The organism is Enterococcus sp. DIV0800, assembly GCF_050559735.1.
GTDB classification, from domain to species: domain Bacteria; phylum Bacillota; class Bacilli; order Lactobacillales; family Enterococcaceae; genus Enterococcus_A; species Enterococcus_A devriesei.
This window is the reverse complement of record NZ_CP187898.1, coordinates 1,675,527-1,691,202: the sequence shown is the minus strand read 5'-3', so window position 1 is coordinate 1,691,202 and position 15,676 is coordinate 1,675,527. Positions and strand designations below refer to the sequence as shown.

Genomic DNA, 15,676 nt, shown 5'->3' with positions numbered 1-15,676 from the left:
CGATAATTAAGAAAGGATAGCTTGTAAATTCTAGGAATCTTCATAATTTTATAGTATAAATCGATTTCATAGAGTAGATTTTTAGTTATTACTTTTTTAAATTTCTGTTATTTAAAATTAATTTTTTGGGTGTTGGTTGAACCAAGAGTCGTTCTATGAGAAAATAAACCGTAAAAAATGTTGATTGAGGTGCGCGATGAGTCGTTGGAAAAAAGTGATTGTTGGATTATTAGTCCTCCTAAATTTATTTGTCGGGGGCATTACTTATTATGCTGTCCAAGTAACAAATGATGCGAGTAAAATGGTTGATAGCATTCGTCAAACTGTTAAACGAACTAGTTTGAAGCGTGAGAGCGGAGAAAAACCGAATATCAATAATGCGGAACCATTTTCCATCTTACTTGCGGGGATTGACACGGGCGACCTAGGTCGTTCAGATCAGGGCCGTTCCGATAGTATGATGGTCGTGACGATCAATCCTAAACAGAAAAAATCCACAATCGTCAGTCTTGACCGTGACATTTTAACGAAGATTGTCGGTTATGGTACCAATGACAAGTTGAATCACGCCTATGCCTTTGGCGGTGTCAAAATGTCGATGGACACGATTGAAACGCTATTAGATATTCCGTTAGACCATTATGTCTCAATTAATATGCGAGGTTTGAAGGATTTGATCGATGCCGTTGGTGGGATCGAAGTAAATAATAAGATTGATTTCACTTTAGATGGTATTCATGTGGCAAAAGGAAAGCAGAAGCTTGATGGGGAAAAAGGCTTGGCCTACGCCCGGATGCGTTACGAAGATCCTGAAGGAGACGTTGGGCGTCAACGTCGCCAACGTGAGGTTGTAACCAAAATTTTACGTAAGGCTATGTCAATCAACGGCGTAGGGAATTACAAGAAGATCTTAAAAGCCGTCGAAAAAAATATGCGAACGGATTTATCATGGGATGATATGATGGATATCGGTACAAATTATCTACCAGCCTTTGATACGATCAAACAGAAACAATTGGTTGGTAAGAGTCAAATGATCGATGAAATCTATTATCAAATTTTAGGTACGAATGAATTGTTAGATATTCAAAATACCTTGAAAAAACAATTGGACAAACCAACAGCCAGCACGTTGCCAAATCTAAACCAGGAAGATGCCAACAGCTTGTTTTACGACGATTCAGATGGCAAAGCCAGCGAAGATACGAGCCAATTTGCTCCTGGCTATGACAATCCGAACAATTATGATACAAGTGGTAATGGCTACCAACAAGGTAGTGATACTACTCAAAACGGCGATCAAACGCAGTACGATCAAGGTTATACTGATCCAAATCAAGGTTATGGTGGTGCTACCGATCCAAACGCAGGTCAACAAAGTGATCCTTATGGTCAACCAGCTGTAAATTATTAAAATAAGCAAAAGGAGCTAAGATAATTTAATCTCAGCTCCTTTTGCTTATTTTCTAGTTAACTTCACGACGACTTCGCAACGGGCGGTTTGTGGGAACATATCAACCGATTGTAAATAGTCTACCTGATAAATATTTGCGAGACTGACGAGGTCACGTGCCAGAGTAGAAACATTACAGGAAATGTAGACCATCTGGGGACTCGGCGATTCTTGGATCGCTTTTAACAACTGATTGTCTAAACCGGTCCGAGGCGGATCTACGACGATGGCATCTGGCGCAAATCCTTCCTTTAACCATTTTGGTAACAAACTTTCAGCGGTTCCAACTTCATAATGAGTGTTTGTCAGGTTCATTGCTTCCGCATTCTTCTTAGCATCATCGATCGCTTGGGGAATGATATCCATGCCACGAACTTCTTTCGCTTGTTTGGCTAATGAAAGGCCAATCGTTCCAACACCGCAATAAGCATCGACAATTGTTTTAGGCGTCGCCAAATCTAAAGCATCGATCGCTTCTTGATAAAGCACCTTTGTCTGTTGCGGGTTCAATTGGAAGAAGGCACGAGGCGAAAGTTCGAAACTAACTTCGTTGATTTTTTCATTAATGACTTCTTTGCCCCAAAGATGGAGCGTCTCATCTCCCATGATGACAGACGTTTTTTTGTCTTGCACATTTTGCATGATCGAAACGATCTCTGGCAAGCGATTGGTGATCTCGCGGATCAAGGCGTTTGCTTGCGGCAATTTTTTGGTTTTGGTAATCAGGACTAGCTGGACTTCGCCAGTCTCAATACCGATCCGCACCATCAATGTCCGGAGAATTCCTGAGTTCGTGCGTTCGTCGTAAATTGGCAAATCATATTTTGTCAAAAGCTTTACGACGATATTGATCACTTTTTGAGTCGTCGGTTCTTGCACGAGACAATCTTTAATTGGAACTAGCTGATGGGATTCCGCTTGATAAAGACCAGCCTCAACTTGCTTAGTCTTCTTATTTTGGCGTAATTGAAACTGAGCCTTGTTCCGATAGTGCCACGGATCGTCCATTCCTAAAGTGTCACGTAATTGGAAAGCTTGATAACCGGCTGGCTTGAATTTTTCCAGTGCCTGACGCAATAAGTCTTTTTTAAAGTCTAACTGCTTGGAGTAAGCTAAATGTTGCAATTGGCAGCCACCGCATTCTTCGTAAACTGGACACGGAGGTGTGACACGATCAGGACTTTTTTTGGTGATCTTTACTAAGGAGGCTTCCGCAAATCTTGGGGTCGCTTTAGTGATCCGGGCGACCACCGTTTCGTTTGGTAAGGCGCCGGTTACAAAAATAATCAGCCGTTTGTAATAAGCGATGCCTTCACCGTTAATGCCAAGGCGTTTGATTTTTAAGGTCAATGTTTGGTTCGGTTTTAATTGAACAGCCATGAGGCAACTCCTTTCTATTTATACAAGTTGCTAGTGATAATTGGACAAGCTGATGAATCGCTTTTATCAAGCGCAATTTTTTTATGTTTTCAAATGGATTCAATCCATTGGACTGGCATTATTTTAGCATATTTTTAGTGATTGGTTGGGTTTCTATGATAGAATTAATTTTTGCGAGGGGGAGTCAGCATGTTGACGGTAGTAAAAATCAGCCAAGGGCGTGGCCCTTTTTATAAAGTAGAATTTTCTAACGGCGAAACGCTGCGTTTGTCGGAAGATACTGTGGTTCGCCATCGATTACTGAAAGGTCAAGAATTAGATGAGAAACTTCTGGCTGAGATTAAGCGAGAAGGTAAAGAAGATATGGGCTATCAAATGGCACTAAACTATTTGAGCTATCAACTACGAACGGAAAAAGAAATCCGAACGTATTTAAAGGATAATGAAATTGAAAGTGATGACCGCAATAAAATCGTCATTCGCTTGAAGGAAGTCAAGCTAGTCGATGATCTGGTCTACGGGGAGAGTTATATTCGTACCCAAATGCGGCTTGGCGATAAAGGGCCACGAGTCTTACAACAAAAATTAAAGCAAAAGGGCCTGAAGGAAAATGATATTCAGCAAGCTTTGTATTTGTATGAAACTGATGAACAATTTCAGGTGGCGTTTCATACGGCCCAAAAGTCCTTGAAAAAATTTCATCACCATAGTCAACGAGAAGTTCGCCAAAAAATCCAACAGCTGTTAATGACCAAAGGCTTCAACAGTGATACGAGTAAAAATGTTTTGGCCGAACTGGATTTTTCCGAAGTGGAAGAACAGGAAAATGACGCTCTTGAAGTGCAAGGGGAGAAATTATGGCGCAAGAATCAACGCTTTGAACCCGCCAAGAGACGCCAAAAGGTCAAACAAAGCTTATATCAAAAAGGTTTCCAACTAGATCAAATTGACGCGTTTATTCGTGGAAAAGAGGAAGCTGATGAGTAAGGGCTGGGAAAATTGGACAACGGAAGAGATTGCTGAATTTCAAGCTGACTTCTTGGCGTGGTATCAACAGGAAAAACGGAATCTGCCATGGCGCTATAATCATGATCCTTACCGGATTTGGATTTCTGAGATTATGTTGCAACAGACTAGAGTCGATACCGTGATTGATTATTTTTATCGCTTTATGGAAGAATTTCCGACAATCGAAGCATTGGCAGTAGCACCAGAGGATAAATTGCTGAAAGTTTGGGAAGGTCTAGGCTACTATTCTAGGGCGCGTAATTTACAGGCAGCGGCGAAGCAAATCATGGAAGAGTTTGACGGTGATTTTCCAACCACAGTCGAAGCAATTCGTTCGTTAAAAGGGATCGGCCCCTATACGGCAGGGGCAATCAGCAGTATTGCTTTTGAGATTCCTGAGCCGGCAATTGATGGTAATGTCATGCGAGTGGTCAGCCGCTTATTTTGTACTGAAGAAGATATTGCCAAAGCCAGCAGCCGTGGTGTTTTCGATGAGGCGATGCGGACAATCATCAGCCCGACTGAACCGGGCGATTTCAATCAAGCCATGATGGATCTAGGGTCAAGTATTTGTACTCCTAAGAGCCCCCAATGTGAAAGCTGTCCAATCCAAAACTATTGTCAAGCCTACAAGGAAAATTGCCAAACCGATTTTCCCATCAAATCGAAAAAACAAAAGCCTAAAGATGTGTATTACGTCGCTGGTATTATTGAAAATAACCAGCAGGAATTTCTTTTACAACAGCGACCAGCATCAGGCTTGTTAGCCAATCTGTGGCTCTTTCCATTAGAAGAACTATCGGAAACTCGCTTTAAAGAATTGCAAAGTCAATATGCTCCCGAAGCTTGGGATTTATTTTCTAGCTCGCAAGTGGCTGAAGACAGTCCGGAATTTTTCTCAGGGCAAGCAGTTATTTGGCAGAAAAAAATCATTGGTGAAGTCAAACATGTCTTTAGTCATCTGCGCTGGCATATCCTCGTTTTTTATGGACGCAGCAGCACACCATTGACTTTACAAGGCACTTGGGTAAAGCCAAATGATTTTCCTAAGTATGTTTTTCCAAAGCCCCAACAAAAAATGTTGGAAGTTTTTGAAAATAATCGCACCGACGACAAAGATTAGTAGGCAATCTTAGATTTTATTGCTATAATAATTCTGATGTCGGTGTGATAACACCCAAACAAATGCGGAGTTTTCCGCTGAGGGAAGGGTAGCTATGGGAGTTCCAAAAGAAGGAGAGTTTGTGACCATCAAAAGTTACAAACACGACGGCAGTTTGCATCGAACGTGGCGGGATACCATGGTATTAAAAACAAGTGAGTGTTCACTGATCGGCCTGAATGACCACACTTTGGTCACAGAATCAGACGGCAGAAGATGGGTCACTCGCGAACCAGCGATTGTTTATTTTCATCAAAAATACTGGTTCAATATAATAGCGATGATACGAGAGAAGGGAGTTTCTTATTATTGTAATCTGGCTTCACCCTATGTATTAGATGACGAAGCGTTAAAGTACATTGACTACGATTTAGATGTCAAGGTTTTTCCTGATGGGGAAAAACGATTGCTCGACGTTGATGAATATGAAGCGCATAGCCAACAGATGCATTATTCTAAAGAAATTGATTATGTTCTAAAAGAAAACGTCAAGATCTTAGTGGACTGGATCAACAATGAAAAGGGGCCTTTTTCCCAAGGCTATATTGATATTTGGTATGATCGCTACAAGCAATTGTCGCGGAAGTAGAAAGAAACTGCTGATGAGAGTCAGCAGTTTTTTATAGTTCCTATTTATACTTCCTTTTTCATATGCACATGATCAATCCCAGCATCTTGAAAGACTTCACCATAAGGAACATAGCCCAATTTTTGATAAAAGTCTTGAGCGGTCAATTGTGCGCCAAGCTCAATGGTTTTAAAATGTTGTTGCTGCGCAAAGGCTTCGGCTTCGGCGATGATTTCTCGGCCATAATTTTTCCCACGAAAGTCTTTTAGCACAGCCATCCGTTGTAACTTGAATGTTTGCTCGTCAAGCGGCAACAAACGAACGGTAGCTGCTGGTTTTTCTTCATTCGTATAAAGGACAAAATGGACCGAATAGGCTTCGTTGCCATCAATTTCTAAATTGGCCGGTACGCCTTGTTCCTGGACGAAGACTTTTTGGCGAATCCGAACAGCATCTAAATAAATCTCGCTCATCGTATCCTTAGTAATTAAAATTTTCATAATGACACCTTCCTCAAGGGGATTTTTCTCCACATGATGTATACTATAAACCAAATCTAAAAAAAGGAGTAGATGGATGTTTGAGAAAATTAGAAATTCAAAATTAATGTTTTGGTCTGTGGAGATTTTGATTATCGCCACCTTTATTTTAGTCTCATCAAAAATCGATTTTATTTTTCAACCGATCGGGACATTTTTCACGACGCTATTTGCGCCGATCTTGATTGCCGGCTTTTTGTATTACTTATTGAATCCGCTGGTTAATTTATTAATGAAATTAGGTGTGAAGCGGCTGCCGGCGATCGCGCTGATCTTCATTTTATTGATTGCTATCATTGTATTAGTTTTTATGAGTGTTATTCCAAATTTAGTTGATCAGTTGGTTTCTTTGGCGAAGAATATCCCCGGTTTTGTCAACAATATGCAAACGTGGCTGCAGGAAGCGGCAAATAACGCCACTCGGTTTCCACTTTTTAAAGAATTGGATGTCGATAAGTATATTAGTAATTTTGATGTATCAGCGGGAAATCTGCTGCAACAATTTCTAGGCGGGCTAACCAATAGTTTAGGTTCTTTAATTGGGAAAATTACGACAGTCGTTTTATTATTGATCACGGTTCCGTTTATTCTTTTTTACATGCTGAAAGACGGTGAGAAACTAGTACCGAATGTCGAGAAAGTGTTCCCTGAAAAACAGCGGGAAAACATCAATGGCTTATTGAAGCAGTTGAATAAGACCTTGTCCGATTACATTAGCGGCCAAGCAATTGAGTGCTTATTCGTTGGAACCTTTACTTTTTTAGGATACTTATTAATTGGTGTTGATTATGCCTTTTTATTCGGTGTGATTGCCGGTTTAACGAACTTGATTCCTTATTTAGGTCCTTATCTTGGATTAGCGCCAGCTTTGATCTATACCTTCTTTGATTCACCTTATAAAGCATTATTATGTGTGATAGTGGTTATCATTGTTCAACAGATCGACGGCAACGTGATTTATCCTAATGTCATTGGCAAGTCTTTAAATATTCATCCTTTGACGATTATTTTGATCTTGTTAGTTGCTGGAAATTTGGCGGGCATTCTAGGTGTCTTTCTAGGCGTGCCGGTATATGCGATTTTACGGACGATCATCGTCTTTATCGCAAAAATCTTTAGACAAACGAAACAAGAAGAGCGGGAACAGGAATTTCTAAGTTAAGGGTCGGTCATGCTTGATAAAGATTGCATAAAAACAATCGATGTGATACGATTTTATCGTGGCCTTTGTGCCACTTTTTTTACACTTTAAATTAAGGAGCGAATGCAATTATGAATGCTGACCCCGATAGTCAGTCGTTAATTTTACAACTAAGTTTATTAGTCGTATTAACGTTAATCAACGGATTTCTAGCTGCGGCTGAAATCGCGGTGGTGTCGGTCAATAAAAACCGGGTAGAACAAAAAGCGGATGAGGGAAATCCCAAGTCGAAGAAATTATTGCAGATTATCCATGATCCAAATAATTTTTTATCAACGATCCAAGTTGGGATTACTTTAGTAAATATCTTGTCAGGGGCATCTTTGGCAGATGGATTGTCTGCTCGTTTGGCACCAGTTTTAGGCGGTAGTGCGGTAGCCAAGACTCTAGCTACTGTAATCGTCATGATATTATTGACCTATGTTTCGATTGTATTTGGAGAATTGTACCCCAAGCGGATTGCCATGACTAAAACAGAAGAAGTTGCTCAGTTTACTTCCGGCGTTGTGCGCATGCTAGGAATAATTACAAAACCATTTGTTTGGTTATTGACGGCTTCAACCAATCTTTTGGCGAAAATCACGCCGATGACTTTTGATGATGAAGACACGAAAATGACTCGTGATGAAATGCGATATATGTTAGAGACAGAAGGCGTATTGGATAATGACGAAATCGAAATGCTTCAAGGTGTTTTCTCGCTAGACACCAAAGTTGCTCGCGAAGTTATGGTTCCACGGACGGATTCGTTTATGATCGATATCAATGATCCTGTATTGGAAAACATCGATGAGATCTTGAATGAAAGTTATTCAAGAATTCCCGTTTACGATGAGGATAAAGATAAGGTAGTCGGAATTTTACATACGAAGACCTTGTTAAAATCAGCGCGTCAATTCGGCTTTGAAAACGTACAATTGCAAAAAATCTTGCAAGAACCGTTATTTGTGCCAGAAACGATCTTCATTGACGACCTGCTTTATGAATTAAAGAAAACTCAAAACCAAATGTCGATTCTCTTAGACGAGTATGGTGGTATGGTAGGGTTAGTAACCCTTGAAGATTTATTGGAAGAAATCGTTGGCGAAATCGACGACGAATCTGATGAAGTCGAAAAACTTTATGAAAAAGTTGGCGACAACGAATACTTGATTAACGGCAAAATGCTGATCGACGAGTTTAACGAAGAATTTGGGTTAAACTTGCATATGAGTGATGTCGACACGATGGCGGGCTACTTGATCACCGCCTTGGGAACGATTCCTGACGAAGGTGAGAAGTTGTCCTTTGATGTGGATGATTTAACTTTGATCTCAGAAGAAATGGAAGGCTCTCGCGTCTTGACCTTGCGAGCGATTTTCCATCCTGAAGAGCATGAAAATGCCGAGCCTGAAGAGGAACGTCGTTTATTTACGAAAGACTTCGATGACGACGAACCAAGACGCTAACAAGGACGAAGAAAACATTCTGCATAGCAGAGTGTTTTCTTTTTGTAATAGATCACAACAAAAAACGATTCAACTTTTCAAGCAAGTAAAATCCATGCTATACTGATTGGGTTGAAATTTTAAAGAGACTAGCTAGATGAATGGAGCAATAATATGAACAATCCTAATTTAAAACAACAAGTGGACAGTCGTCGCACGTTTGCCATTATTTCCCACCCGGATGCTGGTAAAACGACGATTACTGAACAATTATTATTATTCGGCGGCGCGATCCGTCAAGCCGGAACTGTTAAAGGTAAAAAAACGGGAAACTTTGCGAAATCCGACTGGATGGACATCGAAAAACAACGTGGGATCTCAGTGACCAGTTCGGTGATGCAGTTTGATTTTGACGGCAAACGAGTCAATATTTTGGATACCCCGGGACACGAAGATTTTTCAGAAGATACCTATCGTACTTTAATGGCGGTCGATAGTGCCGTCATGGTAATTGATAGCGCCAAAGGGATTGAGGCCCAAACGAAAAAACTTTTCCAAGTCGTTAAACGTCGTGGCATTCCGATTTTTACCTTCATTAATAAATTAGACCGTGACGGTCGTGAACCTTTGGAATTATTGGAAGAGCTAGAAGAATTATTAGACATCGAATCCTATCCAATGAATTGGCCGATCGGCATGGGGAAAGGGTTGGAGGGTTTATATGATATCTACAATGAACGGATCGAATTTTATCGCCCAGAACAATACGAAGGCGAACGCTTTGTTAAGCTGACTGATGGCGAAATCGCAGGAGCCCATCCGTTAAAAGAAAAGTCGATTTATGAAGATGTTTTAGGGGAAGTTGAGCTCGTTCGAGAAGCAGGCGATCAATTTGATCTTGAAAAAATTGGTCGTGGCGATCAAACCCCTGTCTTCTTCGGCTCAGCTTTAACGAATTTTGGGGTTGAAACCTTTTTAGAATCTTTTGTAGACTTAGCCCCAAAACCACATGCCCATAAAACTGAAGAGGGTGAAGCTGTTTCACCTTATGAAGAAGAATTTTCCGGCTTTGTCTTTAAGATCCAAGCTAATATGAATCCAAATCATCGTGATCGAATCGCTTTCGTTCGTGTTTGCTCAGGAACTTTTGAGCGGGGGATGGATGTCTTTTTAGGCCGGACAGCGAAGAAAATGAAATTGAGTAATGTCACGCAATTTATGGCTGATGCCAGAGAAAATGTAGAAGAAGCCGTGGCAGGAGATATTATCGGGGTCTATGATACCGGGAACTATCAGATTGGTGATACGATATATGAAGGAAAATTAAAGGTCGCTTATGAAGAATTGCCTTCATTTACACCGGAGCTATTCATGAAAGTCACTGCTAAAAATGTGATGAAGCAAAAATCCTTCCATAAAGGAATTTATCAACTCGTTCAAGAAGGCGCGATCCAATTATACAAGACCTATTTGACGGATGAATATATTATCGGTGCAGTGGGTCAATTGCAGTTTGAAGTCTTTCAATATCGGATGCTGAACGAATACAACGCCGAAGTTGTCATGACGCCAATGGGAAATAAAATCGCTCGCTGGATTGATCCAGAACAATTAGATGAACGCATGAGTTCTAGTCGGAATATTTTAGCGAAGGACCGCTTCGATCAACCACTATTCTTATTCGAAAATCAATTTGCGATGCGTTGGTTTGCGGATAAGTACCCAGATGTAGAATTGAAGAGCTTGATGTAGAAAAAGTCTATTGCACCAATAATGGCGTATAAACAAAAAGAGTTGAAGCTAATTTTAGCTTCAACTCTTTTTTATCGACATCTCAATTAATCCTGGTGATTCTAAGTACGAAATGTTTTCAAAATCATAGGTACCGTCGTTTAATTTACGCTTAAAGTATTTATGTACAAATTCAACTTCGGTGGGTAATATGTTTCGATTCTTATTTTTGAGAACTATCTCAGCATGTTTATAGGCATCTGTATAGATCACGGTTGTGTTACCAATCGTGTAGACTTTAATCATATTTGCATCGGTATTCTCCAATTGATTATAGACCATTCGAGAATGACTATTTGTAACATTGATAAGTTTCATCGCGAAACACCTTCTTCCAACAGAATACGTTATAAGATAATTATATAAAAATTATTAAAAAAAAAGAAGGAAATTGCTCGAAATAGATGAATAAATTAAAAAAATTTACAGAGAGAAAAGGGATTCCCGCGTTTTGCGGGAATCCTTTTTTCACAGTTACTTATCTTCTTTAGCCAATCGTTCAGGCTTTGATGTAATGACGATATGATCTTCTTTATCCAGTTTCGCTTTTAATTCAGTAATGGTTGGATGATCAAGATAGAATTCGGCAACGCCGTCCTCAATTGTTTCTTGGATCGTCCGACGAAGTGGGCGAGCTCCCATTGCTGGATCGTAGCCTAAGTCAACCAATTTTGCTTTGACATTGTCTGGTACATCGATGGTAATTTTTTGTGAAGCTAACATTTCATTCACATCGTCTAACATCAATGATACGATCTTCATCAAGTTTTCTTTCGACAATGAACTGAACTCGACAATTGCATCGAAACGGTTCAAGAATTCTGGTGCAAAGAAATCTTTTAGTTGACCTAAGACCGAACGGGTTATGCCGTCACGAGCAGCACCAAAACCAACATTGGCTTCGATTTTACCAGTTCCAGCATTACTTGTCATAATAATGATTGTGTCCTTAAAGCTGACTGTCCGACCTTGAGAATCGGTCAAGCGGCCATCGTCAAGGATTTGCAAGAACATATGCAGCACATCCGGATGGGCTTTTTCGATTTCGTCTAACAAAATCAAGCTGTATGGATGACGACGGACTTGCTCAGTTAATTGACCGGCTTCTTCATAGCCAACATAGCCCGGAGGTGAACCAATCAATTTAGAGACGCTGTGTTTTTCCATGTATTCACTCATGTCAAAACGAATCATTGAATCACTTGAGCCAAATAATTCTTCAGCTAACTGACGGGCTAATTCTGTTTTACCAACACCCGTAGGTCCCACGAATAGGAACGAACCGATTGGACGGTTTTTCTTATTTAAACCAACCCGATTACGGCGAATGGCTTTCGCGACCTTTTCAACTGCTTCATCTTGTCCGATGACGTGATGCTTCAAATCTTCAGATAGATTCTTCAATTGTGTTTGTTCTTTTTCTTTTAATTCGCCAACTGGAATACCAGTTCGTTTTTCAACGATTTGTTCCATATCTTTTTCAGTGATGACCGGTGTTTCTTCATCGGTTAATTGGCGATCTTTCATTGTTTGCAATTTATTAATTTGATCACGGTAGTAAGCAGCTTTTTCAAAATCTTCTTCTTTAGAAGCTTGAGACTTTTGTTGTTCTGCTTCAGCTAATTTCTTTTCGATCGTTTTTGGATCGACGATTTGGATCGTTAAATTCTTCTTCGAACCTGTTTCATCTAATAAGTCGATGGCTTTGTCGGGTAAGAAGCGATCTTGGATGTAACGATTTGAAAGTTCAGCCGCTGCTTTGATGGCATCCTCAGTATATTTTACATGATGATAATCTTCATAGCGAGGTTGCAAGCCTTTCAAAATCTCGATTGTTTCTTGAACAGAAGGTTCTTCGACGCGAACAGGTTGCATCCGACGTTCTAAAGCGGCGTCTTTTTCAATGATCCGGTACTCATTTAAAGTCGTAGCGCCAACCATTTGTAATTCGCCTCGAGCTAACGCTGGCTTTAGAATATTTCCAGCATCCATGTTGCCATCACCGGCAGCACCAGCGCCGACAATTTCATGCACTTCGTCAATGAAAAGAATAATGTTTTCAGCTTGGCGAATTTCGTCGATTAGTTTTTTCATCCGTTCTTCAAATTGTCCGCGGATTCCGGTCCCTTGAACGAGCGAAGCGACGTCTAAACGAATGACTTCTTTGTCCATTAATTTCTGTGGTACATCGCCGTTGACGATTTTTTGAGCTAAACCTTCAACTACAGCTGTTTTACCAACACCAGGTTCACCGATTAAAACGGGATTGTTTTTTGTCCGGCGATTTAAAATTTCAATCACTCGCTGAATCTCATCATCTCGTCCAACTACGGGATCAATATTACCTTCACGTGCTTGACCGGTGATATTAATGCCGTACTCATCAAGTAAACCACCGCCGCCATTTCCGCGAGGGGGTTGATTGTTCATTCCATTTCCACCACCAAATTGAGTCGGTGGTGTTTGATCTGCAGCGCCTTGTCGTTGTTGCATTTGTTGCGACATTGAGCGGAACAAATCGTCTAAACTTCCAAAACCAAAAGGATCATTTCCTGCCATTTGTGGCGCACCTCCAGCTTGATTCTTCAATTTTTGATAGCAACTTTGGCAATAATCTAATTGCTTTCGCTGTCCATTAACATTTGCATATAAATGAATCGTTGCTTCATTTTCGTGACAATTTTGGCAAAGCATCTTTTTCACCCTTTCTATACTTGTTGTTTCTATTGTACATCGAGTAAGCGAATCTCGTAAAAAGATACGCTGGTCAATAGTTTGACTATCACTGACCATGAATTTATTATAGCGTGATTTAAAATAAAAGCAAACAGTTTGTCTCAAAAATTAGCAATCAAGCAGAGAGAGTGCTAAAACGTTGCCTGGAAGGTTTTTGTGACACCTCCGTGTTATGTAATAAAAATGAAAACAAAGAAAATCAATAGGTAGAAGAACTAGCTAAGATATTTTAAGAAAGGGCATACATTCAGCTTGAATAAATCGATTAAAATTGTTGTATCAAGTGCAAAAAAATGGTAATCTAAGGAAATGAAGGGCCCAAAATTGTCTTTGTTATCATTAAAGCCCTAACATAAAAAAACATTTTTTTTATAAAGGAGAACGGTCAATATGGAAAAAAAAGATTTTCACGTAGTAGCAGAAACAGGGATTCATGCACGTCCTGCAACTTTATTAGTGCAAGCTGCAAGCAAATTTAACTCTGATATCAATTTAGAGTATAAAGGGAAATCAGTTAACCTTAAATCAATTATGGGCGTAATGTCTCTAGGTGTTGGCCAAGGTTCTGACGTTGTTATCTCTGCTGAAGGTGCTGACGAAAAAGAAGCAATGGAAGCTATTGAAGAAACAATGAAAAAGGAAGGATTATCTGAATAATGGTTGAATTACTAAAAGGTATTGCCGCAAGTGATGGCGTAGCCGTTGCAAAAGCTTATCTGCTAGTACAACCGGATTTATCTTTCAAACAAAATACTGTAGAAGACACTGCTGCCGAAGAAAAGCGTTTAGACGACGCTTTGGCGGCTTCTTCTGCTGAATTAGAAAAAATTCGGGATAAAGCAGCGAAAAGCTTAGGTGAAGAAGAAGCACAAGTTTTTGATGCTCATTTAATGGTTCTTTCAGATCCAGAAATGATTGGTCAAATTAAACAACATATCCAAGACAACAAAGTGAACGCTGAAAGCTCACTTAAAGAAGTTACTGATATGTATATCGGCATGTTCGAGGCGATGGATGACAACGCTTATATGCAAGAACGTGCAGCGGATATCCGCGACGTTACAAAACGTGTATTGGCACACCTTTTGGGTGTTACTTTACCTGATCCATCAATGATTGACGAAGAAGTTATCGTTGTCGCGCATGACCTTACTCCAAGTGATACCGCGCAATTAGATAAAAACTTTGTAAAAGCCTTCGTTACTGATATTGGCGGACGTACATCGCATTCAGCGATCATGGCTCGTTCATTAGAAATTCCTGCAATCGTAGGAACCAAAGAAATCACTTCTAAAGTTAAAGAAGGCGATGTTCTAGCGGTAAACGGAATCATTGGGGAAACAATTGTGAACCCAACGGATGATCAAGCAGCTGAATACAAAAAAGCCGGTGAAGCTTACGCTGCTCAAAAAGCAGAGTGGGAAAAACTTAAAAATGCTGAAACAGTGACTGCTGACGGTAAACACTTTGAATTAGCAGCAAATATCGGTACACCAAAAGATCTTGAAGGCGTTCATAACAATGGCGCTGAAGCGATCGGCTTGTATCGTACCGAGTTCCTATACATGGACTCTTCAGATTTCCCAACCGAGGACGATCAATTTGAAGCTTACAAAGCCGTTTTAGAAGGCATGGGTGACAAACCAGTCGTTGTTCGGACAATGGATATCGGTGGAGATAAAGAATTACCTTACTTGACTTTACCTCACGAAATGAATCCATTCTTGGGTTACCGTGCATTACGTATCAGCTTATCTGAATTGGGCGATGACATGTTCCGTACGCAATTACGCGCATTGTTACGTGCCTCTGTTCATGGTAACTTGCGTATCATGTTCCCAATGGTCGCTACATTGAAGGAATTCCGTGCGGCGAAGAAATTGTACGAAGAAGAAAAAGAAAAATTGGTCAAAGAAGGCCTGAAGGTTTCTGACACAATCCAAGTCGGAATCATGATCGAAATTCCTGCTGCAGCTGTTTTAGCTGATAAGTTCGCGAAAGAAGTAGACTTCTTCAGCGTTGGAACCAATGATTTGATCCAATATACAATGGCAGCTGACCGTATGAACGAACGCGTTTCATATCTTTACCAACCATACAACCCATCAATCTTACGTTTGATCAAGAACGTCATTGATGCAGCGCACGCTGAAGGTAAATGGGCTGGTATGTGTGGCGAAATGGCTGGCGATCAAACTGCTGTTCCATTATTAATGGGTATGGGCTTAGATGAATTCTCAATGAGTGCGACTTCTATTCTTAGAACTCGTAGCTTGATGAAACGTCTAACTACAACTAAGATGGCTGAATTAGCTGACAAAGCATTGAAAGAATGCGATACAATGGAAGAAGTTCAAGCTTTAGTTGAAGAATACGTAAAATAAATTTTGTATAAAGAAGCCGTAAAAAGA

At 40.2% G+C, this 15,676-nt stretch carries 13 protein-coding genes; 9 read left to right on the top strand and 4 right to left on the bottom strand.

All coding sequences use genetic code 11. The annotated features are described in order from the left end of the window. The first annotated feature begins 196 nt into the window (after positions 1-196). Positions 197-1,414: an LCP family protein gene (locus tag IGI54_RS08265; protein ID WP_216430625.1), complete on the top strand. Its 1,218-nt coding sequence runs from the start codon at positions 197-199 to the stop codon at positions 1,412-1,414. Between the two features lie 45 nt (positions 1,415-1,459). On the opposite strand, the gene rlmD is transcribed toward IGI54_RS08265, so the two are convergent. After that, on the bottom strand, positions 1,460-2,833 hold the full coding sequence (gene rlmD / locus IGI54_RS08260) for a 23S rRNA (uracil(1939)-C(5))-methyltransferase RlmD (RefSeq protein ID WP_311818629.1): 1,374 nt from the start codon (positions 2,831-2,833) through the stop codon (positions 1,460-1,462). A 189-nt stretch (positions 2,834-3,022) separates the two neighbouring features. Here rlmD and recX point away from each other — a divergent pair, with 189 nt between their 5' ends. The 3 genes from recX (at position 3,023) to ntdP (ending at position 5,592) form a co-directional block, all read left to right on the top strand. Next, positions 3,023-3,820, top strand: coding sequence for a recombination regulator RecX (recX, locus tag IGI54_RS08255; RefSeq protein ID WP_311899937.1), 798 nt, complete (start codon positions 3,023-3,025; stop codon positions 3,818-3,820). Further along, positions 3,813-4,964, top strand: coding sequence for an A/G-specific adenine glycosylase (gene mutY / locus IGI54_RS08250; protein WP_430620422.1), 1,152 nt, complete (start codon positions 3,813-3,815; stop codon positions 4,962-4,964). Before recX ends, mutY begins: the two co-directional genes overlap by 8 nt. A 94-nt stretch (positions 4,965-5,058) precedes the next feature. Further along, positions 5,059-5,592, top strand: a complete 534-nt coding sequence (ntdP, locus tag IGI54_RS08245; RefSeq protein WP_071860939.1) for a nucleoside tri-diphosphate phosphatase — start codon at positions 5,059-5,061, stop codon at positions 5,590-5,592. A 44-nt stretch (positions 5,593-5,636) separates the two neighbouring features. Here ntdP and IGI54_RS08240 read toward each other — a convergent pair whose 3' ends face one another. Then, the gene (locus tag IGI54_RS08240) at positions 5,637-6,071 is read right to left on the bottom strand and encodes a GNAT family N-acetyltransferase (protein ID WP_430620421.1); all 435 of its coding nucleotides are present in this window, start codon (positions 6,069-6,071) and stop codon (positions 5,637-5,639) included. 76 nt (positions 6,072-6,147) lie between these two features. Between IGI54_RS08240 and IGI54_RS08235 the strand changes: the two genes are divergently transcribed. The 3 genes from IGI54_RS08235 to IGI54_RS08225 all read left to right on the top strand — a co-directional run bounded on the left by IGI54_RS08235 (position 6,148) and on the right by IGI54_RS08225 (position 10,490). Beyond that, the gene (locus tag IGI54_RS08235) at positions 6,148-7,272 is read left to right on the top strand and encodes an AI-2E family transporter (protein ID WP_430620420.1); all 1,125 of its coding nucleotides are present in this window, start codon (positions 6,148-6,150) and stop codon (positions 7,270-7,272) included. A gap of 110 nt (positions 7,273-7,382) precedes the next feature. Continuing rightward, positions 7,383-8,759: a hemolysin family protein gene (locus IGI54_RS08230; RefSeq protein WP_071860942.1), complete on the top strand. Its 1,377-nt coding sequence runs from the start codon at positions 7,383-7,385 to the stop codon at positions 8,757-8,759. Between the two features lie 153 nt (positions 8,760-8,912). Then, the gene (locus IGI54_RS08225) at positions 8,913-10,490 is read left to right on the top strand and encodes a peptide chain release factor 3 (protein WP_137613507.1); all 1,578 of its coding nucleotides are present in this window, start codon (positions 8,913-8,915) and stop codon (positions 10,488-10,490) included. 60 nt (positions 10,491-10,550) lie between these two features. Here the strand turns inward: IGI54_RS08225 and IGI54_RS08220 are convergent, their stop codons facing one another. After that, complete coding sequence (locus tag IGI54_RS08220; protein WP_071860944.1) at positions 10,551-10,847, bottom strand: DUF1827 family protein; 297 nt, start codon at positions 10,845-10,847, stop codon at positions 10,551-10,553. 156 nt (positions 10,848-11,003) lie between these two features. After that, positions 11,004-13,223: an AAA family ATPase gene (locus IGI54_RS08215; protein ID WP_430620419.1), complete on the bottom strand. Its 2,220-nt coding sequence runs from the start codon at positions 13,221-13,223 to the stop codon at positions 11,004-11,006. Positions 13,224-13,655: 432 nt separating this feature from the next. Here IGI54_RS08215 and IGI54_RS08210 point away from each other — a divergent pair, with 432 nt between their 5' ends. Next, positions 13,656-13,922 (top strand): phosphocarrier protein HPr, encoded by a 267-nt coding sequence (locus IGI54_RS08210; protein WP_067623808.1) that lies wholly within the window; start codon positions 13,656-13,658, stop codon positions 13,920-13,922. Further along, positions 13,922-15,649, top strand: a complete 1,728-nt coding sequence (ptsP, locus tag IGI54_RS08205; RefSeq protein ID WP_430620418.1) for a phosphoenolpyruvate--protein phosphotransferase — start codon at positions 13,922-13,924, stop codon at positions 15,647-15,649. Before IGI54_RS08210 ends, ptsP begins: the two co-directional genes overlap by 1 nt. The last annotated feature ends 27 nt before the right edge of the window (positions 15,650-15,676 follow it).